Raw genomic sequence first — 21,750 nt, 5'->3', positions numbered from 1 at the left:
TTCCTGAACTCCTCGCGAAGGGACCCGACGGTGACGCGCACACCGGTTCCCGGCACCCGCCGGCGCATCCTCCAGACGGCCGCCCGCCTGTTCCGCGAGCAGGGCGCGCGAGCCGTGGGCATGCAGCAGGTCGTCGAGGAGACGGGGCTCGGCAAGAGCGCGCTCTACCGCGAGTTCACCAGCAAGGACGAGCTGGTGAAGGCCTGGGTGGGTGAGCTGCATGACCATGCCTGGGCACAGATCGGCAGCGCGATCGCCCGGCACGAGGGCGACCCCGCCCGCGCTCTCCTGGCCATCGTGGAGCAGGCCCAGGAGAGCACCCAGGGCTCCGACGCCCACGGGTGCACCTTCTACAACACCTCGGCGGAGTTCCGCGACCCCGGCCACCCCGGCCGCCGGGAGGCCGTCGCCCACCTCGACCGGCTACGCGAGCTGCTGTGCGCCCTGGCCACCTCGGCCCGCGCCACCGATCCCAAAGCCCTGGCCGACATGCTGATGCTCATCATCTCCGGCCTCTACGCCAACGCGGCCACACTCGGCCCCTCCGGCCCCGCCGCCCAATCCATCGCCGCCGCGCGCATCCTCATCGACCAGCACGTCCCCACTCCTGAGGGTAGTTAGGTCGTATGGGCGCCCGGTGGACAGGCCATCAGATCCCAGCGGAGCAGGGCGGTCGCGACGGCGCCGGCAGTCCGGCGCCGTCGCGAGGGTCAACAACCGGATCGAAGCCGCATGGGGCGACGATTCGCGTTTGCACAGCCCGCCATGCGGATGATCAGTTCACGTTGCGCCGGGCATACCAGGCGGCCTCGTACCGGTCGATCGCCGAACCCAGCTGGGCCAGCTTCTCGGTAAAGGCAACAGGGTAGATACCGGGCTCGGTGGCCGGCCGGTTGGCGTCGACGTACTGGGTGCCGAGGTTGGTGAAGGCTACGACGACGTAGTGGCGGCCCGCCTTGCCCGGCAGGGACCTGACGATCCCCGCGTCAGCTCCCGAGTTGCCGACCCATCCGGTCTTGTGCCCGAACGTGACCTGCGCCTGCTGGTTGCAGGGCCGGACGTCCTGGCCGAACTTGTTACCCTCGACCGTCACCGTGCCGTCGGCGGCCACCCACCGCGAGGCCACCCGCTGCGGGATGCCCGCAGCCGGGTAGGTGCTGCCGCACCGGTTGGCGGTGGAGAGCATGTCGTTGAAGCCCTGCTCGTCGAGCAGCTTCTTGAACACCTGGCGGGACGCGGAGCTCAGCACTTCGCCGGTGACGGGCGAGCCGTTGGGGGCGGTCCACGCTGTGCCATGTACGCCATTGACCAGCGCGAGCAGCTTGGCCGTGTCCAGCGAGCTCATCGTGACCGGGTTGGACCAGCGTCCGCCGTTGGCCGGGTTGGTGTTCTTCAACTGCATGGTCTCCAGGCCCAGGTCCTGGAAGGTCTGATTGAGCTCGTCCACCGCACCGCGGTCGTGTAGCAGCTTCACCAACGCACAGGACGCGGCGTTGGAGGAGGAGGTGATCGAGGCGTCCATATAGGCGCCGATGGTGTTGCTCGTCGGCCCGCCGCACAGCGAACTGAGCGTTGTGGGCTGGTAGGCGTAGGTGTCGTCAAGCTTGATCTCGCCCTTGTCCACCAGGCGCAGCACCCCGAAGGTGACCATCAGCTTCAGGACGGAGGCCGGATAGGGGAGCATGAAGTCGATGGGCGCGTTCTCCCGGCCCGGCACGATGTCGATGGTGCCCTTGCCCTGGTTGGCGTACCATCCCGCGTCGTCCCACTGCCGATATCGCACCTGGTCGGTGTGGAAGTTCTGGTCCACCGGCACGGCGATCCCGCGCGGATATTGCGGACTCATCAGGACCGTGCCGGACGACACCGGCCGGCCCCGCCGGTCGAGTTCCAGTACGGTCACGTCGAGTTGCGGCTGCTGGACGATGGGCTTCGGGTCGGCGGCGGCGAACAGCCGAGCGTAGTCGGCAGCCGTCTTCGCGTCCTTGTCGACCACATCAGCAAGCGTCCGAGCCTGCGGGGATGTCGGCGGCGCCAGGTCGAGGACCTGCTCGAAGCGCAGTTCGTTCATGGCCTCCTGCAGGAAGGCGGCCACTTCGCCGGTATCGGTGGCCTGGGCGGGCGGTGTCGCGGCGCATAACAGCACCGAGGCGGCGGACAGCGCGGCCACAGCACGACGACTCGTTCTGGTGCGGAAGATGGGCAAGATTCGTGATCCTCTTCGGTAAATGTTCACGCTCCAGGGATTCAGGCCTGTCTCGGCTGGTGATGCGGGCTTCGGTTCGGCAGCCGAACGCCGATGGAGATCGGCACTGTTCGCGGCCATTGCCGTTACACCTGCCGTCACACCGCCCCGGAGCAGGTCCGTTCTGCGTCTGGGAGTCGATGCCCCAACCTGATTGGCCTGGGCATCGTCCATAGAGGACACTCGACGGCAGCCGTCACACGGCCAGACGCGGTGACGGTGATCTCACCTCATCGCCGGAGCCATCCCGTCGGATCACCCGTCTGAGCCCGGCCATGGGCGAGGATCTCGCAGCCCTTCGCGGCTCTTCGCCCATCGATCAATGACGCTTACACCCCTTCATCGAGGCCCCCTTCGATGCAGGTTCGTGACCTTAACACAGCCTGGATCTTGGTTTCAGACTTTCGCCCCTTTCGCACCTTTCGACGCTCAGTCAAGGCGTGGGATGCGCTCGTCACAGCCATCGCGCTCCCGCCCGCACAGGCACACCTCTACCCACACCAAAGGCGGTCCGGGGATCCTCGTCCAGTGCTGATCACCGGGACCTCTTCGCTGCGGCGAAGCGCACATTCAGCTCACGGAAGACGAAACCTGGAGACCTCAACCGCGCATACCTGATGGAATGTAGCGGTGGTGTGATCTTTCCTTGGGTGCCGGCAGGGCTGGAGGCGATGGTGCAGCGGAAGGTGGAGCTGGCCGGCCGGTACCGGCTGGAGGAGCCGCTGGGCCGAGGCGGGATGGGTGAGGTGTGGCGGGGGATCGATCTGCGGCTCCGGCATCCGGTCGCGGTCAAGATCCTTCCGTTGACGATCGCGGCGGAACCGACCGGGGTGGCCCGATTTCGGCGGGAGGCCGAGGTCGCCGCGACGTTGAATCATCCAGGCATCACCACGGTCTTCGACATCGACGAACACCGGCATGAGAACGAGCTCTGGCTGTTTCTGGTGATGGAGCTGATGGTCGGCCGCGACCTGCGCCACCTGCTCAGCTCCAGTCCCAAGGGCCTGCCGATCGAGCAGGTGACGGAGTTGGCCGCGCAGGTCACCGATGCGCTCGCCGCCGCCCACCGCCGTGGTGTGGTGCACCGTGACATCAAACCGGCCAACCTGTTCCTGCTGGAGGAGGGCCGGGTGAAGATCTGCGACTTCGGGATCGCCCGCCTCGCCGATGCCACGAAGATCACCACCACCGGCTCTTCGGCGGGGACCCCGCTGTACATGGCGCCCGAGCAGATCCAAGGCGGGCAGATCGACCACCGCACCGACCTGTACGCCTTCGGCTGCGTCCTGTACGAACTGCTCACCGGGACCACCTGGGTCGAGACCGGCTCCAACGTCGGCGCGATCCTGTACCAGCACCTCGACCGGCACCCGGCGCCACCGAAATCGTCCCGCCCGGAGATCCCCGACCATCTCAACTCGCTGGTGCTGGACCTGTTGGCCAAACAACCCCACGACCGACCCCAGGACGCCGCATCCGTCGCCGAACGGCTGCGCCAGTTCCCTGACGAGCCACATCAGGGGACCCGGCGCCCTCTAGTAGCAGTGATCGACACCCCGGACACGCCTGCGGCAGACCGGACATCGCCTCTGCGTGCACAGCCGGTGGCGCCGCGACCAGAGCAGACCGCCCCTGCGCCGGCGATGACGTCCCCGCCCGCCGGGGGCCGGGTCCGGCGCCGCACCGTTCTCTTCGGTGGTCTCGGGGCAGCCGCCCTCGCCGGCGTCTCCGCGGCAGTGCTGCTCCTGGACGCCGACTCCAGCCCCCACATCACCCTCGCCACCGGCAGCGACGACGATGTCTCTTCGGTGGCGTTCAGCCCGAACGGCAGAACCCTCGCCACCGGCAACGACGACTACACCGCCCGACTGTGGGACGTGGCCACCGGCCACACCACCGCCACCCTCACCGGCCACAACAACAACGTCACTTCGGTGGCGTTCAGCCCGGACGGCAAAACCCTCGCCACCGGCAGCTGGGACAACACTGCCCGGCTGTGGAAGATCAAGTAACCACCTTCTCGTCGGCTGTCCAGGCGCACTCGGAGGTCGTGTGTTCCCTGTCCGCATAGACCCGACGGCCCCTCATGGAACCTGCCCGCCTAGCGATCTTCGGTATGGCAGCCGCACTCAGTGATCCAAGCTGGCCGTCCTCGGCCGCATACCGGCGGGTCACCTCTTGTAGCCGTAGAGGAAGGCACGCACGCCCGCGGACACCATGGCGGCGAGCTCGGTCTCGTCATGGAGGGCCGTGCGGTCGGTGAGGTTGTCGGCGGAGATGAGCAGCATGAGGTGTCCCGCCGCGCGAAGCGGATCGGCCAAGGTGAGCTGGCCGCCGCCGGCGATCTGGCGTAGCCGGTCGGCCAGTTCCTGACGGACGCGACCGGGCCCGGTCTCCTGCCAGACCTTGAGTGCAGTCGGGGGAATGTACTCAATCTCGGCGTTGATCTGGCGGATCAAGGCAAAGTGCGGGGCGAGGTCGGAGGTCAGCAACCGGAGCCACGCGAGCCCCAACTCGACCAGGTCGTTCTCCAGGTCGACGACCTTTGCCAGGTGGCGGTCGATGATGTCGATCATCGTGTCGGCCACTCGCCGAGTGCTGTCCTGAATCACGGTCTGGAACAGCTCGGCCTTGTCGGTGAAGTGGTTGTAGATGGTGCGATTAGAGACACCTGCCTCCGCCGCGATCGCGTCCAGGCTCGCCCGGGTGTAGCCGTCTCGGGCGAAGAGCTGCAGCGCACCGTGGACGATCGCCCGCCGTTTGTCGGGCTGCCCACTGGGCTTTTTCTTGTCCGTCATGCCTGCCGAGGCTACCTGGTTGCACCGGCCGTTGCACTGTCTACACCGATCGGAGTAATGTCTACATCGATCGGTGTAATAATCTTCTTGAGGAGAAACTCTCATGACCAAAATCGCGATCATCGTCGGCAGCACGCGCCCGGGCCGACGCGGCCGCGCAGTCGCCGAGTGGGTGGCCGACGTGGCCACCCAGGAACACCCCGCTGTCGACTTCGAGCTCCTTGACCTGGTCGACGTCGGCCTGCCGCTGCTTGACGAGGAGCAGCCGGCACTGTTCGGCCAGTACGGCAACGAGCACACCGCCCGCTGGGCCAAAACGATCGGTCGCTTCGACGGATTCGTGTTCGTCACCCCCGAGTACAACCACTCGGTCCCCGGAGCCCTGAAGAACGCCCTGGACTTCGTGTACGCCGAGTGGAACAACAAGGCGGCCGGTTTCGTCAGCTACGGACTGCACGGCGGAACCCGCGCCGTCGAGCACCTACGGTTGATCCTGGCTGAGCTGAAGGTCGCCACCGTACGCACGCAGGTCGCCCTGTCCCTGTTCCATGACTTCACCATCCCGGCCCCGGCCGAACCGGGCACCTTCACCCCCGGCCCCCACCAGGGCAAGACCCTCACTACCCTGCTGGACGAGGTCGTCACCTGGTCCAGCGCGCTGCAGCCGGTCCGGGAAGGAGCTCTGGCATGACCGACATCGCCGCCCCGGCCGTGCCAAGGGAGCCGATCGGACCGCAGCCTGCCGACAGCGGCCCGCTGCCGGACGCCACGCTCGATGAGCTGGCCGAGAAGATCGCCGTCGAGACGGAGATCGTTGGTCTCGGGGAGTCCACGCGATTCTCCCGCGAAACCTTCACTGTGCGAGACCGGCTGTTCCGGCGGCTGGTCGAGCGGTACGGATTCCGGGCACTGGCCCTGCAGGACAACGCCGCCGTCGCCGCGAGGCTCGACAGGTACGTGACCGTCGGCGAGGGCACGGCGGAATCTGCCCTCGGCGACGCCTGGCGTCCCTGGCGCACCGTCGAGATGGTCGCGACGCTTCACTGGATCCGCGCCTTCAACCAGGACCATTCGGACGATCCTCTCCGGATCTTCGGCGTGAAGCCCGCGCAGGCGCAGCCCGCGGACTACGACGCCATCCTCGAACATGTCCATCGGCTGGCCCCGGAACGGCTGGTGGACCTGGCGTCCCACCTGGAACCCATCCGAACTGCTCATCAGACCGATGAGCACGTGCAGCGCGTGCGGGGACTGCACCCGGGGCGCCCGTTCGCCGACCACGCCCGTGACGCGCTCGCACTGATCCGATCATTGCCAGACATCGACGACGCCATCATGGACCGGATGCGTCTTATCGTCGACTTCCACGAACGCAGCGTCGCCGGGCAAGGCAGCTACACGGGCGATGCAGAGGTGTGGGCCGACACGATAAGCGACTATCAGCGCCGGACCGGCCGGCGGGTGGCCTTCTGGGACGGCATCGCTCACACATCAGCAGCGCCGGCAACCTTGGGCCTGGCTCCCGAACGCGGTCCCCAGCCCAGCGTCGGCAGCCTGCTGCGCGAACGCCATGGTATGCAGTACGTCTCTGTGGCGATCGGCTTCCATCATGGAGATCTCGGTGTCGCCGTCGTCCCGGAGCCGGCCAGGGACCTGATCGACGCCAGGCTCGGCGAGGTGAAACTGCCCGCCCGCTGGCTGGACCTCCGCCCCGACGACATGCGCCGCCGATGGGACGGACCGGCGAAGGTACGCGTCATCAGCGGGGTCTACGATCCGTCCCGCGACGCCGCCGAGCATATGGCTGTGGCATCCCTGGCCGACGCCTTCGACGTGCTCATCCACATCCGCCAGGCATCCCCAGTGCGATGGCTGCCCTGATCCGGTCGATCCGCCCCGGCCGCCACCGGCGACCCGAGGTCCAGAAGAAGATCAGGGAAGCGATCGAGAACTCGCCGAACGGCAAGGCGTTCAAGCTGGGCGGCGGCCAAGTGCGGAACAGTCCGCAGCACATCAAGCAGGGGCAGACAGCCGTCATGGAGTTCACCGAGAACGACGACCAGACCTCGGGCCCGGAGAAGCCCAGAGCCCTGTGGGAGTTCAGCGGCTACATCGTCACCGGTCCGGCCAAGCCCTGCAAGGTCATCGACGACCCGTCCTGGGACAAGTTGCCCGACCCCAAGACGAACCCTGAGGCGTACCCGCCGCCCGGTAGCTGATCCTCGCCGGGCGGGAGTACGGCGACTCCCGCCCGGCAGCCACCACGCGATCCGCCGGGGCGAGCGACTGAACCAGCGTTATGCGGTATGCCTCACTCGGGGCGAGAACCAGGCGCGCCTGTCAGGCACCCGGATGTTACGGAACATTACTGACCGATCACCTTCAGTTCGGCCCAATGAAACCACCCACAGGTGCGCACAGCGAGCGCCGACATGCTGCTATATGCGCCACATGGCGGCGAGCTGACGAGTGGCGAGCCGGCGTGGCACCGCGCGCAGCAGGGTGTCGCGTAGCCACGCGGTGGCGCCGGTCTGCGACGTCAGCCGCGATTGCCGGGACGACGCACGCATCATGCGGCTGGTACGGGGCCGGCGCTCCGCGTCGTAGCGACGGAGCCGCTCTGCGACGTCGGCCGGCTCGGCGTCGGCCAGGTGCCGGGTCACCGCGGCCGCGTCCTCGAAGGCCTGGCTGGCGCCCTGGCCGAGATCGGGGGTCATGGCGTGTGCGGCGTCACCGAGAAGTGCGATCCTGCCGATCGCGAACGAAGACAGCGGCTCGGCCAGGCGCGCGATCGGATCGACGTAGATGTCGGCGGGCGGGGTGGCCTCGATCAGCGCCGGGACCGCCGGGTGCCAGTCGGCCATCAGGGCCAGCAACTCCCGGCGTGCCTCATCCGCGCCAGGTGGCGCTCCGTTTAGCGCGGCGTCGGTGAACCAGTACAGATCACTCTCGCCGACCGGGAACAGACCGAACATCGACCCGGTGCGTCGATCGATCAGGATGCCGGCCAGGAGACCGGTCACGTCCAGGCCGAGGGGATGGGGCAGCATGCCGCGTAAGTCCAACCGGCCGACCTGCCGCAGCCCGGGGTGGTCCGGGAACAGTTGGCCGCGCAGCCTGCTCCCGATGCCGTCGGCCACGATCACGGCATCGGCCCTGGTGATGGGCTGTCCGTCGCTGATCACCGTCACCCCGGTCGGGTCCGGCTCCAGGCGCTGAACAGGCGTCGCGGTATGCACCAGCTCGGCGGGCAACGGGGCACGCAGCGCCTGGTGCAGTCGCGCTCGGCTCACGGCCGCCGTCGTCCCGATCGCCTGCAGCGCCTGGGCCACGTCGGCGACCAGCAGCGGCCGTCCGCGCCAGTCCCGCAATCCGCCGCTGACGGCGAGCATGGGCTGGCTGCGAACGTACTCACCCAGCCCCAGCTCATCCAGTGCCTGGACGCCATTGGGTGTGATCACAACGGCGGTGCCCGCCTCCCGAAGCTCGGTGCCGCGTTCGTACAGCGTCACCTCATGACCCGCCCGATGCAGTCCTACCGCTGCCGACACTCCTCCCAAGCCGGCACCTACCACCACGACCCTCATACCGCTCCTCCACCTCACCACTACGATCGTCCTAGTACGAATATTGGCATATCATGACCGAGTGCCACCGACCAACCCAGGCCGTCGCCGGGCCTTGACAGACGCCGCCATAGATCTCCTGGCAGCGGCCGGTGTCCACGGATTGACCCACCGCGCGGTCGAGAAGGCTGCCGAGCTCCCGTCGGGCACCGCCTCCAACTACTTCCGCAGCCGAGAGGCGCTACTGGTGGCCGCCGCGGAGCGCATCGTCGAGCTGCACCATGCCGACATGGACCAGGCAGCTCAGCAGCACAAGACCGCCGCGGCCCCTCCCGCGAGCGTCACCGAACTGGTCGTTGATCTGCTGACCGAATCGCTGCTCGTGGCGGCGACGACCTTGCGTACCCGCTATCTGGCGATCTTCGAACTCCAACTGGAGGCGGCACGACGACCGGCACTGGCCTCGGCTCTTGCGGGTCTGCAGGACGGCTCGACGCGGTTCACCGCCGGTCACCACGCCGAGCTCGGCCTGCCCATCCCCCGCGAGAGGGTTCCCGCCCTGCTCGCGCTCTATGGGGGTGCGCTGTTCACCCTGGTGACCGCACCGCCCGAGAGCATCAGCAAGGATGTCGTCCAAGGTGTCGCCCACGCCATCGCGCGCGGCGCGCTACGTTGAGCGCCCGCGCACTTAACACGCCGAGCCGCACCGGTACGCGGGCGTATCTCAGCGCACCTTCGCGAAGAACGCTCGTACGTCGCCGACCAGCAGGTCCGGCGCCTCCATCGCGAGGAAATGGCCGCCCTTGCCCAGCTCGGTCCAGTGCACGACATTGTGGTCGCGCTCTGCCCAGGGACGAACGGTCACGTCGTGGGCGGAGACCAGCACCCCGGTCGGCACCGTGCCACGCTCCGGCGCCCAAACGTCCGCGCCGTCACCCCAGTCCGGCTCGGTGGCGCTGATCTCTTCGTAATAGCACTGTGCCGCCGACCCGGCCGTGCCGGTCAGCCAGTAAATCGAGACGTCGGTCAGGATGTGGTCGCGATCGATGCTGTCCTCGGGCAGCCCTTCCTCCGGCTCGGTGAGTTCCTTGAACTTCTCCACGATCCAGGCGAGTTGGCCGACCGGCGAGTCGTGCAGCCCGTACGTCACCGTCTGCGGCCGCTTGGAGTTGCACTGCAGGTAACCGTCGTTGAAGCCCTGCATGCGCTGCCAGCGCCGCTGCTCGATCTCCGACAGCCCGCCCATCTCGCCCTCCGCCCCGATCGGGAACGTGATCATGGCATTGAGGTGGACGCCGATGACATGGTCCGGGTCCTGCTTGCCCATCGCGGGGCCGACCCACGAGCCGGTGTCGTAGCCCTGCACGCCGTAGCGCTCGTACCCGAGCCGGGCCATCAGCCGGACGAGGAGCCCGGCCATCCTGGAGGAGTTCATGCCCGGCCCGGCCAGCGGTGTGGAGAACCCGAACCCCGGCAGCGACGGAATCACCAGGTGGAACGCGTCGGCCGCGTCGCCACCGTGGGCGCGTGGGTCCGACAGAGGGCCGATGACGTCGAGGAAGTCCACCACGCCGCCCGGCCAGCCGTGCAGCAGGATGAGCGGCGTCGCATCCGGCTCGGGCGAGCGTACGTGGAGGAAGTGCACATTCTGCCCGTCGAGGGTGGCGAGGAACTGCGGATAGGCGTTGAGCGCCGCCTCATGCGCCCGCCAGTCGTAGCCGGTTCGCCAATATTCGGCGAGCTCCTTCAGGTACGTCACCGGCACGCCGCGGCTCCAGCCGACGCCCGGCAGCTCGTCCGGCCAGCGGGTGCCGGCCAACCGCGCCTTGAGGTCGTCGAGCTGGGACTGCGGAATGTCGATGCGGAAGGGGTTGATGTCGTGGGTCATGTCTCTGACCATAGGAACACTTAGGACAGGTTCGGTCCTAAGCTGCGGCAGACTTGTGAACATGCTGGAGACCTCCGCGCGGCTGCTCAAACTGCTGTCCCTGTTGCAGACCCATCTCGACTGGTCCGGCGGGGAGCTCGCCGAGCGGCTGGGCGTCAGCGCCCGTACGGTCCGCAGGGACGTGGAGCGGCTGCGCGAGCTGGGTTATCCGGTGGACGCCGTCCAGGGCGCCGCCGGGTACCGGCTCGGCATCGGAGCGTCACTGCCGCCGCTGCTGCTCGACGACGACGAGGCGGTGGCCGTGGCAGTCGGCCTGCGGACGGCGGCGGGCGGCTCGGTCGCCGACATCGAGGAGACCGCGCTGCGGGCGCTCACCAAACTCGAGCACATGCTGCCGCCTCGGCTGCGCTATCGGGTGAACGCCCTGCACACGACGACGGTCCGGGTCGGCGCGGCCGGGCCCGTGGTCAGCCCGGACACCCTCATGGCGATCGCTGACGCCTGCCGCCGCCGCGAACGCCTGCGTTTCGCCTACACCAGTCACCGCGGCGGCGACACCGTACGGTCCGTCGAGCCGCACAGTCTCGTCAACTTCGAACGGCGCTGGTACCTCGTCGCCTGGGACACCGATCGCCGCGACTGGCGCACCTTCCGGGCGGACCGCCTCATCCCGCGCACACCCACCGGCCCGCGCTTCACACCCAGGCAACCACCGTACGGTGACGCCGTCACATACCTGGCACACCGGCTGTCCTCGCGAGCCTGGCCCTACCAGGCGGTCGTCACCCTGCACGAGCCGGCCGAGGCGATCGCCGACCGGGTGTGGCCGGGGATGGGCGTCGTCGAGGCGGTGGACGACCACAGCTGCCTGCTGCACGTCGGGGCCGAGACTCTATGGGCGCTGGTCTGGATGATCACGTCGGTCGACGCCGACTTCACCCTGACCAGCGGACCGCCCGAGCTCGCCAACGCCCTACGTGCCCAGGCCCGCCGCTGCCTGGACGCCCTCCTCGAGGGCTGACACTGCTCAGTCGAGCCCGGCCAGCCGGGACAGAGCGGCGAAGCCGACGCCGGCGCCCGGCCAGTGGCGGCGCGGCGGATGGTAAGACCCGCCTGCGGGAGACGCCGCTCCCCTGCCGCTTGGCCGTCGATCGGTGAACACTTACCGACGTCCCTGCCGTGGCCCACCCGTATGCAACCAGAGGGCGTGCTTCAGAAGTCCGCGTGCTGGGAGATCACGGTCCGGATCGTGGCCACTCGCTCGGGTAGTGGTCCGGCGGGGATGTCGATGAGCTGGTAGCCGAACGAGCGGTAGGTCTGCTCGTGGACGCGTTCGAACTCCAGCGAGTCTTCGAAACTGATCCGGCGGGCCTCGGTCCGTTCGCAGAAGCCGAGATTGCGGACGAAGAACACGCGCCGGTCGTAGATCTGCTCTCGGGTGATCCTTTCGATCTCGGTGGACAGGGTCTCGGGGATCGGGTGTCCGGCATAGGTGCTGAGAGCGTGGGTGCAAATAGGCGAGCGGTCGAAGAACTGCACGAGTGGCGCGGCGATGATCGACTGCATTTGTCGCCGTCGTTGCAAGGCCACGATCTTGTCGATGAAGGACGGCCGGGTCCACGGCTCAGCGTCGCCGCACGCCTGCTCGTCCGCGATGACCGCCGTGGCGGCCTCCTCGACCGTCGCGTATCCAAGGGTCGCCAGTCGGCGCAGGATCGTGGTCTTGCCGGCACCGGGGGTGCCGGTGAGGATGTAGCGCTTCATCTTCGTCTGGTCGCCTTTCTGATCGCGCACTGAGGTGTGGGGACATGACCGAGTCGCAGTGGGCGTTGCTGCTTGGGGCAAGAGAGCGCCGAAGGGATCCCGTGGCGCGGCCGGGTGGATCACCTGGAATATGCCGCGGATTAGACGGTCGCCCGGGCGCACCAGCACGCAGCCGGGGTGCGCAAAGAGAGAAACCCGGTGGAATCGACACCGGGTCCGCCGACCATGGACTCGGTCGACCCCGGGGCGGGTTGACCACGAAGATACACGTGGTCCGAGGAGCCACTCAAGATTTTTTGGTTTGGGACGAAATGGTGAGGCCTCGTCGACCAATGAAGAGGGCGTTCGCATCCCGCATCGAGTGGAGGACGTCACGATGGGAATCGCCCGTGCCAGATGACACCGACAGGTTCGAAGCCGTCTATAGGGCGACCTACGACGAGATCATCGCCTACGCCGGACGCCGCTGCGACTCCCCGCAGGACGCGGCCGACGTGGTCGCCGAGACCTTCACCGTTGTCTGGCGCAAGATGGACGAATTACCTCCAGGCGCGGAGGCGAGGCTCTGGGTGTACGGAGTCGCGCGCAACGTGCTGGCCGACCACCGCCGCAGCGCGCTTCGACACCAGGCACGTCACCGGGAACTCGACGCGGAGATGGCCGACCTCTATGGCGACCCCGCTGACCACAACGTCGAGCTGAACGCGATCGCCCAGGTGTTCGGAACGCTCTCCGACGACGACCGCGAGCTCCTCTCGCTGGTCGCGTGGGAGGGCCTGGACCGCAAAGAGATCGCCACGATGCTGGGGCTTTCCCGCAATGCCGTACGCATCCGGCTGTACCGGGCCCGCAAGCGCTTTTCCCTCGCGCTCGACGAAGCCGATGTCCGATCCACGCCCGCCACCGCCATTGTTCCTGCTGGGAGAGCGCAATGAAGGCCATTGATGAGATCAACGAGCTGCTGAGGCCGCTAGCCCGGATCGGGACGGATGAACCGGTCGGACTTGCCGGCGGCGCCCGCGCACAGGCGTTGTTCACGGACATCATCGCCCAGGAGCGGCAGCCGACGACGGCGGGGCCCCCGCGACGCCTGCGCGACCGGTACCGGGCTCGTCCCACGCTGCTCGGACTCGCCGCCTCCGTCGTCCTCGCCCTCGGCGCCGTCCTCGGACCGAGCCTGCTGGGATACGGCGACGGCACTTCGATCTCCTACGCCAACTCCGCGGTGGAGATCCGAGAAGAGGCGGACACGTATGTCGCCCGGATCAAGGACCCCTACGCGGATCAGCGGAGATTCTCCGAGGCTTTCCGGGCCCTTGGCCTCAATGTCGAGATCAAGGTGATCCCGGTCTCGCCGGCTTCAGTGGGCAAGATCGTGATGATGCAAGGGGCTGGGCCCTTCCACATCCGCAGGGAACCAGCAGACTGCGATTTGGCCGACAGCGGCTGCTTCATGGCGGTCACCGTCCCAGTAGCGCTCAAGGGCGCAATACGCTTCGATCTGGGACGACCGGCCAAGCCAGGCGAGTCCTATGAGAACGAATGGCAGTCGGCCACTCGTGCCGGAGAGCAACTGGCCGGGGCCAAGGTGAGCGGCCGGAGCGTCGATGACGTGCTGGCCGAGGTGCGGAAGCGAGGTTTGACCGCCGAGTTCAGCCTCGTCTCCGTCGGTGAAGGCAGCTACGAACTCAAGCCGCTGGCGGCAGATCAGGTCGGCGCCAACTGGATCGTCTACAAAGTCGCGTCCGTGCGCGTCGGTGTGGTCCGTCTGCAGGTAACCCCCGAGCGCAACCCCGCCCTCGAATACGAGTCGGACTGAGCAGGGTCGAGCGGCACGCCAATGGGAGGCCGCTCGACCTCGACCCACCAAGCCAGGCCACCGGCCGCCCCTTGATCCGCGCTTCCTCCGGGCAACGACGGCAAAGCGCCCACCCCGCCCGGGGCGGGCAGCAAAAGGCCATCAACAGGTGGGCGCCAAATCGGTCAGCGCTGTGTAGGAGCGACGACCACCTCGACGCGCTGGAACTCCTTGATGTCCGAGTAGCCCGTCGAAGCCATCACCCGCTTCAACGCCCCCATCAGATTCATCGACCCATCAGCCACGCTGGACGGCCCGTGCAGGATCTGCTCCAAGCTGCCCACCGTGCCGAAAGCCATCCGCCGCCCGCGAGGCAGGTCAGGGTGGTGCGCCTCCGAGCCCCAGTGGAAGCCGTGGCCGGGCGCCTCCGTGGCGCGGGCGAGCGGGGAGCCGACCATGACCGCGTCGGCCCCGCAGGCGATGGCCTTGGCGATGTCGCCCGAGGTGCCCATGCCGCCGTCGGCGATCACGTGCACGTAGCGTCCGCCAGACTCGTCCATGTAGTCGCGGCGGGCGGCCGCGACGTCGGAGATCGCCGTGGCCATCGGCACGGCCACGCCCAGCACGTTGCGGGTGGTGTGGGAGGCGCCGCCGCCGAAGCCCACCAGGACGCCCGCCGCGCCGGTACGCATGAGGTGCAGGGCGGCCGTGTAGGTGGCGCAGCCGCCCACGATGACCGGCACGTCGAGCTCGTAGATGAACTGCTTGAGGTTCAGCGGCTCGGCGCGGCCCGAGACGTGCTCGGCCGAGACCGTGGTGCCGCGGATGACGAAGATGTCGACGCCCGCGTCGATGACGGCCTTGTGATACTGCACCGTACGCTGCGGCGACAGGCGTACGGCCGTGGTCACGCCGGACTCACGGATCTCCGAGATCCGCCGCCCGATCAGCTCTTCCTTGATCGGCGCCGCGTAGATCTCCTGCAGCCGCTTGGTCGCGGCCTCGGAGTCGAGCGAGGCGCACTCCTCCAGCAGCGGCGACGGGTCGTCGTAGCGGGTCCAGAGGCCTTCGAGGTCGAGCGGCGCCAGACCGCCGAGCCGGCCGATCTCGATCGCGGTGGCGGGCGAGACCACGCTGTCCATGGGAGCGACGACCACGGGCAGTTCGAACCGGTAGGCGTCGATCTGCCAGGCGATCGAGACCTCCTCCGGGTCACGCGTGCGCCGGGAGGGTACGAGGCCGATCTCGTCGAGCGCGTAGGCCCGGCGACCGGTCTTGCCCCGGCCGATCTCCACCTGCTGAGTCATTTCTTACCTTCTGTGATAGTTCGGGGCTTCCACGGTCATCTGAATGTCGTGGGGATGGCTCTCCGTGAGACCCGCCGCCGTGATCGGCATGAGCTCACAGTCGGTGTGCATCTGGCTGATCGTGCGGCAGCCCGCGTACCACATGCCCTGGCGCAGTCCGCCGATCAGCTGGTGGGCCACGGCCGCGACCGGGCCCCGGAAGGGGACCTGGCCTTCGATGCCTTCAGGGATGTACTTGTCGTCGCCGCCGATGTCGGCCTGGGCGTAGCGGTCCTTGCTGAAGGACATGCCGCCCCGCTCGCGGTTGCGGACCGCGCCGAGCGAGCCCATGCCGCGGTACGACTTGAACTGCTTGCCGTTGATGAAGATCAGCTCACCGGGCGACTCCTCGCAGCCGGCGAGCAGCGAGCCGAGCATGACCGTGTCGGCGCCGGCGGCGATGGCCTTGACGATGTCGCCGGAGTACTGCAGACCGCCGTCGCCGATGACCGGCACACCAGCCGGCCCGCACGCCAGCGACGCCTGGTAGATGGCGGTGACCTGCGGCGCGCCCACCCCGGCCACGACGCGGGTGGTGCAGATGGAGCCGGGGCCCACACCGACCTTGACCGCGTCGACGCCCGCGTCGACGAGCATCTGGGCGCCCGCCCTCGTCGCGATGTTGCCGCCGATGACGTCGACTTTGCTGTTGGCCTTGACCTTGGCGATCATCTCGGCGAGGCCCTTGGAGTGGCCGTGCGCGACGTCGACCACGATCACGTCGACGCCCGCCTCGATCAGCGCCTTGGCCCGCAGCTCCGCGTCGCCGCCGACGCCCACCGCGGCACCGACGACCAGGCGGCCGTCGGCGTCCTTGGTGGCCAGTGGGTACTGCTCGCTCTTGGTGAAGTCCTTGACCGTGATCAGGCCGCGCAGCTTGCCGTCGGGATCGACCAGAGGCAGCTTCTCGATCTTGTTACGCCGGAGCAGCGCGAACGCGTCGTCCCGCGACACCCCCACCGGGGCGGTGACCAGCGGCATCTGGGTCATGACCTCGCGCACGGGGCGCGACTGGTCGGTCTCGAAGCGCATGTCGCGGTTGGTCACGATGCCGACGAGTACGCCGGAGACGTCCGTGACGGGCACCCCGGAGATCCGGTACGTCGCGCACAGCCGCTCCACGTCGGCCAGGGTGTGGTCGGGAGTGCAGGTCACCGGGTTGGTGACCATCCCGGCCTCGGACCGTTTGACCAGGTCCACCTGCTGGGCCTGCTCTTCTGCCGCCAGGTTGCGGTGCAGGATGCCGATGCCGCCCTGGCGGGCCATCGCGACGGCCATGCGGGCCTCGGTGACGGTGTCCATCGCGGCGGAGACCAGCGGGATCGACAGACTGATCCCGCGGGAGAGACGTGACCCGGTATCCGCGTCACCGGGTTGCAGATCTGAGTAGCTCGGGACGAGCAACACGTCGTCGAAGGTCAGACCTGTCTCGGTGAACTTGGACATGCTGCGGCCCCTCCTGCCGATGCTGATGCAGGCAAGTCTAGGGCCTACGTGCAAAACGTCTTGAGGCCGGGAGCACGATGGCCCCCACGGCCCGTCGTACCCCCGGCATCCAAAAGTGCCGAGGGATGGGGCGGTCGGTGATCCGCCCCATCCTCCGGCCACCGACATCCGGGCGGAAGCGCGTAAAGCGCCACCGAACCCCCCTCCGCGTCCTGATGGCCCAGCGCTGCCAACTCAAGTGGATGCCGACGCTGGGTTAAGCCTGCGTTACTCATCGGCACACCGCAATGTGAAAACGTGCAATTGCACGAAGTTGCACATGTGACCAGGGAGTCCAACGCAAGGAGCGGACAAGGACGTATCGCCGAGTTATTCTCACGACACGCCCGTGTCCTCCCTACGGAGCCCCTTATATGCGCACCGAGTCCCACACCGTGTCTGATCCACTTAAGGTGTCCGACCCCCTCGAGACGCTGGGCCTCGACCCGGCTCAGACCGCGCTGTACACGGCGGTGCTGCGCCTGCACAGGACCACGCGTACCGAACTGGCCGAGGCCATGGACGGTCCCGTGGACAAGGTGAGCAGGCAGCTCGACGACCTGGTCAGGCTTGGCGTGATCGACGAGCAGTCAGGCGAGTACCTGGCCAGGCACCCCGCCGCCGCACTCGGCCGGCTGATCGCCGAGCGCCTCGACCGGCTGGCCGAGGAGAGCAGGCGCATCGACTCAGCGCTGGGCTCGATCCGGGGGCTGATCCGCGACTACGACGTGGGGCACGACTACCAGAACGGCGCGTTCCGGGTCGAGATGGTGAGCGGGGCCGACGTGCTCTACGAGAGCGTGGTGGGCATGGCGGTGCAGTCCCAGTCCCCGCCGATGCGGCTGCTCACCGCGATCCCCGACGAGCGCACCATGGCAGACTTTGTACGAAAATTTGCCGACCCTTGGATCGATGCACAGCAGCGGAAACTCCTGAACGTACGGGCCATCATCCCGGTCTCCACGCTGACCCTGCCCGGCGTACGCGACCAGCTGACCAGGCTGCTGGCGACCGGCGGAACGGTCCGCACGCTGGACCGGGTGCCGAGCTGGTTCATGACCGCCGGTTCCGACGCCGCCGGCCTGCCTGCTTTATGGGGCGGCAACCTGCCGGACCACGCTTACAACTTCTACTTGGTACGAACGCCGATCGTCGTCGGCATGCTCCGATCGCTCTTCGAGGAGCTGTGGGGCCGGGCCGTACCCCTGCCCTGGGGTCGCCGGGGCGAGGGCGTGGTGCAGGTGCTGCGGCTCGCGGCGCAGGGCATGTGCGACGACTCCATCGCCCGCCAGCTCGGCGTCTCGGTGCGCACGGTACGGGCCAGGTTCGCCGACGCCATGGTTCAGCTCGGCGCGCAATCGCGCTTTCACGCAGGTGTGGAGGCCGCGCGGCGTGGCTGGCTGAGCTAATAGCCACCGCGCCGGCCGCATCGGTCATATGGTGGGAAGGTGCTGGAAGACGTCCCCCGCGACCCGTTCGCGGACGACCCGAACGACCCTTCCTCAGCGATGGGCGAGCTCGACGACGCCGAACCGCTGACCGCGAGTGAGCGCGACGAGGCCATTACCGACCTGGCCGACGTCGAGGTCTTTCGCTCCTTGTTAGAGCAGCAAGGAGTGCTGGGACTCGTGCTCGACTGCCCGGAATGCGGCGAGCAGCACTTCTTCGACTGGGAGCTGCTGCGCGGCAATCTGCGCCAGATGATCGACAAGGGCCAGCCCCAGATGCACGAGCCAGCCTTTCTTCCCGACCCGGCCGACTACGTGACCTGGGAGTACGCCAGAGGCTATGTCGACGGTGTCATCGACACCGAGGAGCGCCGCTGATCCACGTCGTCCAGCAGCACGGCGAGCAGCCGTGCGGCCGGATCGCGCGAATCAGGCAGCTCGCCGCGGGCTAGCACGTCGAGGAGCGCGTCAGTCTGCTCCTCCGGCGTCAAGCCGACTCCAGTTCGGCCATCTGCCGCAGCCTCGCCAGCGCTCGATGCTGGGCGACGCGGACCGCACCTGGTGACATACCGAGTACATTACCGGTCTCCTCCGCCGACAACCCCGACACCACCCGCAACAGCAGCAACTCGCGCTGGTTGTCGGGCAGCTTGGCGAGCAGCCTGCGGGCGTACTCCACCTCGATGTAACGGACTACCGTCTCCTCGGGCCCCGGTCCATCGTCGGGCCCATCCGGTAGATCCTGAGTCGGTACGGCCGAGCGGACCGAACTCCGCAACGCATCGGCCACCTTGTGCGAGGCGATACCGAAGACGAAGGAGGCGAAAGGCCGCCCCATGTCTCGGTATCGCGGCAGCGCGGACAGGACCGCGATGCACACCTCCTGGGCTACGTCATCGGCAATGTGATATTGCCCTGAAACCCTGCCCAGCCTGGCGCGACAATAGCGCACCACCATCGGACGCAACTCGCCCAGCAGGGATTCGATCGCAGTGCGATCTCCCTGCACGGCGAGGCTCGTCAGTTCCCTTAGGTCGGAGTCATCCGTCCGTGCCGGAAGTCTCGACGCGAGCCTTACCCCAATTTTGGCGTCGGCGACGCTTCCCTCGCTCACGATAGGCATGATGCCCGCACTGATCGGGCCTGTCGTCATCGCGAACGGCTACGGATTGGTCACATTGACGAGACGATAACGGGCAGTAATCAAACGACGACACTAAGCCTTTATTGCGGAAGAATATTTCATCCCATAACCCCAAATGTACAGAAATTGCCAGGCAGCTAGACGTTTAAGGCACACATCAGGTTTACCCGAATAAAGGACTTTTCCCACTTCATCATCGTTCGCCCACGTCTCCAGCAGCCTGCCGGGATTGAGCGTATGTCATATGCCATACCCGGCGTTGGGGGTTAGGCCAACGTCGGCGACCCCGTGTGAGAGTGGCCCGGAGTACCCCACGCGCGGGGCCTCAGCGCCCGAGGAGCCAGCGGCCACGCCAGGTGCGGTAATCGGGCAAGAAGGGGGTGGCCGCGGCCCACCATGCGCGCGTCACGGCGCTCAGCCACCTCCACCGGAGGAGCGTGCCCCTGGACAGAGCCCGGCCCCGGACGGCGGTTGGGGCCGGCCCATGCCGGCCGTAAAAACCCAAAAAACCAAAACACGGCCCGCACCCAGAAAACAGGCGCAGACCGTGTAAGGGAGAAACGGATCAGTGACCGTGGCCGTGACCGTGACCCTGGCCGGAAGCGGACGAATCCTCTTCCGGCTTGTCGACGACGAGCGCCTCGGTGGTGAGGAGCATGCCGGCGATGGACGCGGCGTTCTGCACGGCCGAGCGGGTGACCTTGACCGGGTCGATGACGCCCTGGCTGAGCAGGTCGCCGTACTCGCCCGTGGCGGCGTTGAGGCCGTGGCCCGCGGGCAGCTCCGAGACCTTGTGGGTGACCACGTAGCCCTCGAGACCGGCGTTCTCGGCGATCCAGCGCGTCGGCTCGACCAGCGAGCGGCGGACGATGTTGACACCCGTCGCCTCGTCGCCCGTCAGACCGAGGTCGTCGAGGTCCTTGGAGACGTGGATCAGCGCGGAGCCACCGCCGGAGACGATGCCCTCCTCGATCGCGGCCCGCGTAGCGGAGATCGCGTCCTCGAGACGGTGCTTCTTCTCCTTGAGCTCCACCTCGGTGGCAGCGCCGACGCGCAGCACGCACACGCCGCCGGCCAGCTTGGCGAGGCGCTCCTGCAGCTTCTCGCGGTCCCAGTCGGAGTCGGACTGCTCGATGGCGAGCTTGATCTCCTTGACCCGGTCCTCGATCGCCTTCGCGTCGCCGGCGCCGTCGACGATGGTCGTGGCGTCCTTGGTGACGACGATGCGGCGAGCGGTACCGAGCACCTCAAGGCCGACGTTCTCGAGCTTGAGACCGACTTCCTCGCTCACGACCTGGCCACCCGTGAGGATGGCGATGTCCTGCAGCATCGCCTTGCGGCGGTCGCCGAAGCCCGGAGCCTTGACGGCCACGGAGGTGAACGTGCCACGGATCTTGTTGGTGACCAGAACGGCCAGGGCTTCGCCCTCGACGTCCTCGGCGACCACGAGCAGCGGCTTCTTGGTCTGGGCGATCTGCTCGAGCAGCGGCAGGAAGTCCGAGATCGAGCTGATCTTGCCCTGGGTGAGCAGAATGTAGGCGTCCTCGAGGACGGACTCCATGCGCTCGGGGTCGGTCACCATGTACGCCGACAGGTAGCCCTTGTCGAACTGGAGGCCCTCGGTGAACTCGAGCTCCATGCCCATGGCGTTGGACTCTTCGACGGTGAGAACACCGTCCTTGCCGACCTTGTCGAACGCCTCGGCGATCAGGTCGCCGATCTTGGCGTCCTGAGCGGAGATGGTCGCGACGTTCGCGATCTCCTTCTTGTCCTCGACCGGGCGCGCGCTGGCGAGCAGCTTGTCGCTGACAGCCTTGGCGGCCTTGTCGATGCCGCGCTTGAGCGACAGCGGCGAGGCGCCGGCCGCCACGTTGCGCAGACCCTCGCGGACCATCGCCTGGGCCAGGACGGTCGCGGTGGTGGTGCCGTCACCAGCGACGTCGTTGGTCTTGGTGGCGACTTCCTTGGCGAGCTGGGCGCCGAGGTTCTCGTAGCGCTCCTCCAGCTCGATCTCACGAGCGATGGTCACGCCGTCGTTCGTGATCGTCGGAGCACCGAACTTCTTGTCGATGACGACGTTGCGGCCACGGGGGCCGAGGGTAACCTTCACGGCGTCCGCGAGGGCGTTCACGCCGCGCTCAAGCGCGCGGCGTGCGTCCTCGTCGAACGCTAGGATCTTCGCCATGCTGAAAGTCCTCTCCTAGCGTCGAAAGCCCCGGCCGCACGCGCTCAAACGAGAAGCGCGCGCCCGGGGCCCGACGCATCCGG

General features: G+C 67.7%; 20 protein-coding genes. 11 read left to right on the top strand and 9 right to left on the bottom strand.

Translation table 11 applies throughout. The features are described 5' to 3' along the window. Positions 1-30 precede the first annotated feature (30 nt). Positions 31-621, top strand: a complete 591-nt coding sequence (locus KLK06_RS00490; RefSeq protein ID WP_214633244.1) for a TetR/AcrR family transcriptional regulator — start codon at positions 31-33, stop codon at positions 619-621. A 154-nt stretch (positions 622-775) separates the two neighbouring features. Here the strand turns inward: KLK06_RS00490 and KLK06_RS00485 are convergent, their stop codons facing one another. Next, a complete protein-coding gene (locus KLK06_RS00485; protein WP_214633243.1) occupies positions 776-2,206 on the bottom strand; it encodes a serine hydrolase in 1,431 nt (476 codons plus the stop codon). 689 nt (positions 2,207-2,895) lie between these two features. On the opposite strand from KLK06_RS00485, the gene KLK06_RS00480 reads away from it, so the two are divergent. Then, the gene (locus tag KLK06_RS00480; protein WP_214633242.1) at positions 2,896-4,257 is read left to right on the top strand and encodes a WD40 repeat domain-containing serine/threonine protein kinase; all 1,362 of its coding nucleotides are present in this window, start codon (positions 2,896-2,898) and stop codon (positions 4,255-4,257) included. A 159-nt stretch (positions 4,258-4,416) separates the two neighbouring features. On the opposite strand, the gene KLK06_RS00475 is transcribed toward KLK06_RS00480, so the two are convergent. After that, positions 4,417-5,043 carry a TetR/AcrR family transcriptional regulator gene (locus KLK06_RS00475; protein WP_214633241.1) on the bottom strand — a complete coding sequence of 209 codons (627 nt, stop codon included), beginning with the start codon at positions 5,041-5,043 and terminating at the stop codon, positions 4,417-4,419. Between the two features lie 103 nt (positions 5,044-5,146). Between KLK06_RS00475 and KLK06_RS00470 the strand changes: the two genes are divergently transcribed. The 3 genes from KLK06_RS00470 to KLK06_RS00460 are packed head-to-tail and all read left to right on the top strand — an operon-like array spanning position 5,147 to position 7,262. Beyond that, positions 5,147-5,734, top strand: a complete 588-nt coding sequence (locus KLK06_RS00470; RefSeq protein WP_214633240.1) for an NADPH-dependent FMN reductase — start codon at positions 5,147-5,149, stop codon at positions 5,732-5,734. Next, complete coding sequence (locus KLK06_RS00465) at positions 5,731-6,924, top strand: erythromycin esterase family protein (protein WP_214633239.1); 1,194 nt, start codon at positions 5,731-5,733, stop codon at positions 6,922-6,924. Before KLK06_RS00470 ends, KLK06_RS00465 begins: the two co-directional genes overlap by 4 nt. Beyond that, positions 6,912-7,262 carry a hypothetical protein gene (locus KLK06_RS00460; protein ID WP_214633238.1) on the top strand — a complete coding sequence of 117 codons (351 nt, stop codon included), beginning with the start codon at positions 6,912-6,914 and terminating at the stop codon, positions 7,260-7,262. The genes KLK06_RS00465 and KLK06_RS00460 overlap by 13 nt, the downstream gene beginning before the upstream one ends. A gap of 219 nt (positions 7,263-7,481) precedes the next feature. Here KLK06_RS00460 and KLK06_RS00455 read toward each other — a convergent pair whose 3' ends face one another. Then, positions 7,482-8,630 carry an FAD-dependent monooxygenase gene (locus KLK06_RS00455; protein ID WP_250904711.1) on the bottom strand — a complete coding sequence of 383 codons (1,149 nt, stop codon included), beginning with the start codon at positions 8,628-8,630 and terminating at the stop codon, positions 7,482-7,484. A gap of 61 nt (positions 8,631-8,691) precedes the next feature. Between KLK06_RS00455 and KLK06_RS00450 the strand changes: the two genes are divergently transcribed. Continuing rightward, complete coding sequence (locus KLK06_RS00450; protein ID WP_214633236.1) at positions 8,692-9,285, top strand: TetR/AcrR family transcriptional regulator; 594 nt, start codon at positions 8,692-8,694, stop codon at positions 9,283-9,285. Positions 9,286-9,333: 48 nt separating this feature from the next. On the opposite strand, the gene KLK06_RS00445 is transcribed toward KLK06_RS00450, so the two are convergent. Beyond that, positions 9,334-10,497 carry an epoxide hydrolase family protein gene (locus KLK06_RS00445; protein WP_214633235.1) on the bottom strand — a complete coding sequence of 388 codons (1,164 nt, stop codon included), beginning with the start codon at positions 10,495-10,497 and terminating at the stop codon, positions 9,334-9,336. A gap of 61 nt (positions 10,498-10,558) precedes the next feature. On the opposite strand from KLK06_RS00445, the gene KLK06_RS00440 reads away from it, so the two are divergent. Further along, a complete protein-coding gene (locus KLK06_RS00440) occupies positions 10,559-11,518 on the top strand; it encodes a YafY family protein (RefSeq protein ID WP_214633234.1) in 960 nt (319 codons plus the stop codon). A gap of 191 nt (positions 11,519-11,709) precedes the next feature. Here KLK06_RS00440 and KLK06_RS00435 read toward each other — a convergent pair whose 3' ends face one another. Further along, positions 11,710-12,261, bottom strand: a complete 552-nt coding sequence (locus KLK06_RS00435; protein ID WP_214633233.1) for an AAA family ATPase — start codon at positions 12,259-12,261, stop codon at positions 11,710-11,712. 389 nt (positions 12,262-12,650) lie between these two features. Here KLK06_RS00435 and KLK06_RS00430 point away from each other — a divergent pair, with 389 nt between their 5' ends. After that, a complete protein-coding gene (locus KLK06_RS00430; RefSeq protein ID WP_308168044.1) occupies positions 12,651-13,196 on the top strand; it encodes a sigma-70 family RNA polymerase sigma factor in 546 nt (181 codons plus the stop codon). Beyond that, positions 13,193-14,080 carry a hypothetical protein gene (locus KLK06_RS00425; RefSeq protein WP_214633231.1) on the top strand — a complete coding sequence of 296 codons (888 nt, stop codon included), beginning with the start codon at positions 13,193-13,195 and terminating at the stop codon, positions 14,078-14,080. The genes KLK06_RS00430 and KLK06_RS00425 overlap by 4 nt, the downstream gene beginning before the upstream one ends. Positions 14,081-14,244: 164 nt before the next feature. Here KLK06_RS00425 and KLK06_RS00420 read toward each other — a convergent pair whose 3' ends face one another. Together KLK06_RS00420 and guaB are read right to left on the bottom strand one after the other, a co-directional pair. Beyond that, positions 14,245-15,366 (bottom strand): GuaB3 family IMP dehydrogenase-related protein, encoded by a 1,122-nt coding sequence (locus KLK06_RS00420; protein ID WP_214633230.1) that lies wholly within the window; start codon positions 15,364-15,366, stop codon positions 14,245-14,247. Positions 15,367-15,369: 3 nt separating this feature from the next. Further along, positions 15,370-16,851, bottom strand: coding sequence for an IMP dehydrogenase (guaB, locus tag KLK06_RS00415; protein WP_214633229.1), 1,482 nt, complete (start codon positions 16,849-16,851; stop codon positions 15,370-15,372). A gap of 452 nt (positions 16,852-17,303) precedes the next feature. Between guaB and KLK06_RS00410 the strand changes: the two genes are divergently transcribed. Both KLK06_RS00410 and KLK06_RS00405 read left to right on the top strand, forming a co-directional pair. Continuing rightward, complete coding sequence (locus KLK06_RS00410) at positions 17,304-18,299, top strand: helix-turn-helix domain-containing protein (protein WP_308168043.1); 996 nt, start codon at positions 17,304-17,306, stop codon at positions 18,297-18,299. Between the two features lie 39 nt (positions 18,300-18,338). Then, positions 18,339-18,716 carry a DUF5319 domain-containing protein gene (locus tag KLK06_RS00405; RefSeq protein ID WP_214633227.1) on the top strand — a complete coding sequence of 126 codons (378 nt, stop codon included), beginning with the start codon at positions 18,339-18,341 and terminating at the stop codon, positions 18,714-18,716. A gap of 109 nt (positions 18,717-18,825) precedes the next feature. Here the strand turns inward: KLK06_RS00405 and KLK06_RS00400 are convergent, their stop codons facing one another. Together KLK06_RS00400 and groL are read right to left on the bottom strand one after the other, a co-directional pair. Then, positions 18,826-19,461, bottom strand: coding sequence for a sigma-70 family RNA polymerase sigma factor (locus tag KLK06_RS00400; RefSeq protein ID WP_250904790.1), 636 nt, complete (start codon positions 19,459-19,461; stop codon positions 18,826-18,828). A gap of 586 nt (positions 19,462-20,047) precedes the next feature. Next, positions 20,048-21,667, bottom strand: coding sequence for a chaperonin GroEL (gene groL, locus KLK06_RS00395; protein WP_214633226.1), 1,620 nt, complete (start codon positions 21,665-21,667; stop codon positions 20,048-20,050). Between the last annotated feature and the right edge of the window lie 83 nt (positions 21,668-21,750).

Origin of the sequence: Nonomuraea sp. NEAU-A123, from assembly GCF_018603905.1 — a bacterium.
In the GTDB taxonomy this organism is placed as follows: domain Bacteria; phylum Actinomycetota; class Actinomycetes; order Streptosporangiales; family Streptosporangiaceae; genus Nonomuraea.
The sequence above is the reverse complement of the archived record's forward strand: the minus strand, read 5'-3'. Positions and strand labels throughout refer to the sequence as shown.